Raw genomic sequence first — 2378 nt, 5'->3', positions numbered from 1 at the left:
AACGGCGGCTAGCAGGAAAGATATATTGCCAATGAAACTTAGAGGCGTTACTGCGATATTTTCTGATGAGAGATATGGGCAATGAAGCAAGTCCAAAGCCATCTGACAAATCCGTCTCGTGGAGTTTTTTTACCTGTTTCATTTGTGATTTTAGAGAATCAATCAATCCGTTAGGTAGCATACAAACTCGATCTTTTTGCCCTTTACCTCGGTACACAAAGATAGATTTAGTGGTTAGATCAATATCTTTAACCCTAAGTTTTAAGGCTTCCTTTAATCTTAGCCCTGAGCCAAATAGGATGGCACCAATTAAATAGTGGTAGCCTGACAAATTGTTGATGATCAGTTTTGCTTCTTCGTTAGACAATACCTGCGGTATTCGTTTAGGGGCTTTTGCATAGGGAAATTGTAACTCATCGGGCTCAATTTTTAATACATGGCGACAAGCAAATACAATGGCACATAGGGCCTGTTTCTGGGTGCTCGCCGACACTTCGCACTCCACTGCTAAAAAGCTGAGAAATTGTTCAATCAAAGTGTGGGTTATATCAGCGCCATGACGAATATTGCAATGTCGAATGAAATAGCGGTTCCAATAGAGGTAGGATTTTTCTGTTTGATAGCTGTAATGGCGTACCCTGATCTCTGTCCGTATAGCCTCCAAAAATGTTAATTGCCCCATAACCGTTACCTTACTAATATACTGTATTTATATACAGTTATAGTTCAAGTTAAGATAATTACTATGAAAAAGATGCATAAATCGTTTGATTGGCGCATCGATAATACTAACTTTTAGACATTAACTCATTATTATCAATAGTTTGTAATATATATAAAAGTGCTATGCAGACCTCGTAAACACCTATGCATCTTTTTTATCTGCTAAATTGTCATATTTAACCTGTATTTTTTGTTAAATAACATATTTACAACAAACACTTACAAGTGATATTTTGACGAAGAGACTTACAAGAAAGCAGGAGGTTATCCTGCTGCTAATCAATAAGCTGTTAACTGCCAGTAGAACTATGCCAAGCACAAAGAGATTGAGAAGTGTCACACATAGCACCGCACATCATAGTGTTAGCGGTTTATGCTATGTGCATCCTCATCTCGGGTCTGTATGTAAAGAACATGGCTTCAGGGATATTTCAGTCAATCTACTGGCTCCGGTATTTAAACCAGAACTAAAAGATATCTCCAGAGAACTCGAGCTATCAACTAGTGCGTTAAGAGAGTTCTTTTGCGGTGTCTTAGAATCAGAGCAAATGAATATTGCTGAGCTGAATTCGGCTGAAATTATATTCTTCTTTCACAAGGGGCGTTGGCCATCTGCCAGCCTTGTGAGAGTAATTACAAACGAGAACAAAGAAATTGAGTGCTGTGTAGATTCATCAGGGAGGCGTGGTGAAATCCTGCAAGCAAGCAGTTAACAAGTCAAAGCACGCGGACTTGGTAAAGCTGTCACCTTTTTTGTTCCAAAAAAGCCGCCAACTTCACCAAGCCGGTGTTTGAGGCGTTAGCTATTTAAGGAGAGTATCGTGAAATTCAGAAATATAGTTTTATGTTCAATGGTTCTATTTATAAGTGCTTGCGCATCTACAAATACTTCCAATTCGAAGAATAATATAGCTCAACAATCCGTTAAAGAAATCCAACAAGATATAACGAGTAAGCACCCATCGAGTTATATTATTTTGGCTGCAAAACTTTTGAAAGAAGGTAAGCCAGATGAGGCTGCTAAATGGTATTACGTGGGGCAAATGCGGTTTAGAGCTTATTTAATGGCAAACCCAAATATAGACCCATCAGGGGATCCTGCACTTTACTCATCATTAAAATATGTGGTTGGCACTCCAATCAATGAATATGCAGGACAAAACCCTGATCACTGGGTTGACCTGATTGAAGAATCAATTAAATGGAATTCAGAAAACCCAAATGGCTTCACACCAAAATTATCTAATAAAGAAATTTATGCTGAAGTTGAAGCCAGTTTCATTGAGTTTCGAGATTACGTTTTAAATAACAAAGAAAAAATCAGAAAACAAAGAGCTGAAAATGGTTTAAAAAATAGCTAATCGGGTAGCCGGAGGTATCTAACCTCCAGCCCCCACACCACCCTGCATGCGGCTCCGCACAGGGCGGTTCATTTAGAACGCCTAATTAAACTTTCTGGTTAGGATAGTGAACTGCGACCCATCCATCTCTTAGTGAATATAATCCTGCTTTCTTCAGATACTCATTACTCAGCGCTTGCTGGATCCCTGGTGTTTTTGAACTTCTCCATGGGCCTTTGCTTGTGATACCACAACCAACGGCCACTTGAATCTTGACGCCACGTTTAAGTAGGTTTTGCACCTTAGTCCGTGGTT

General features: G+C 39.3%; 2 protein-coding genes and 1 pseudogene. 1 reads left to right on the top strand and 2 read right to left on the bottom strand.

Annotation, left to right across the window (positions count from 1 at the left end):
- Positions 1 to 682: phage integrase N-terminal SAM-like domain-containing protein (locus tag BM739_RS19730; protein WP_076543309.1), on the bottom strand; the 682-nt coding region annotated here is incomplete at its 3' end.
- Between the two features lie 862 nt (positions 683 to 1544).
- Between BM739_RS19730 and BM739_RS19720 the strand changes: the two genes are divergently transcribed.
- On the top strand, positions 1545 to 2084 hold the full coding sequence (locus BM739_RS19720) for a hypothetical protein (protein WP_139326939.1): 540 nt from the start codon (positions 1545 to 1547) through the stop codon (positions 2082 to 2084).
- Between the two features lie 85 nt (positions 2085 to 2169).
- On the opposite strand, the pseudogene BM739_RS20385 reads toward BM739_RS19720, so the two are convergent.
- A pseudogene (locus BM739_RS20385) lies at positions 2170 to 2378 on the bottom strand (group II intron reverse transcriptase/maturase); the annotation flags it as partial.

Source organism: Shewanella sp. UCD-KL21, from assembly GCF_001957135.1.
GTDB lineage: Bacteria > Pseudomonadota > Gammaproteobacteria > Enterobacterales > Shewanellaceae > Shewanella.
This window is presented reverse-complemented; position numbering and strand designations above follow the sequence as displayed.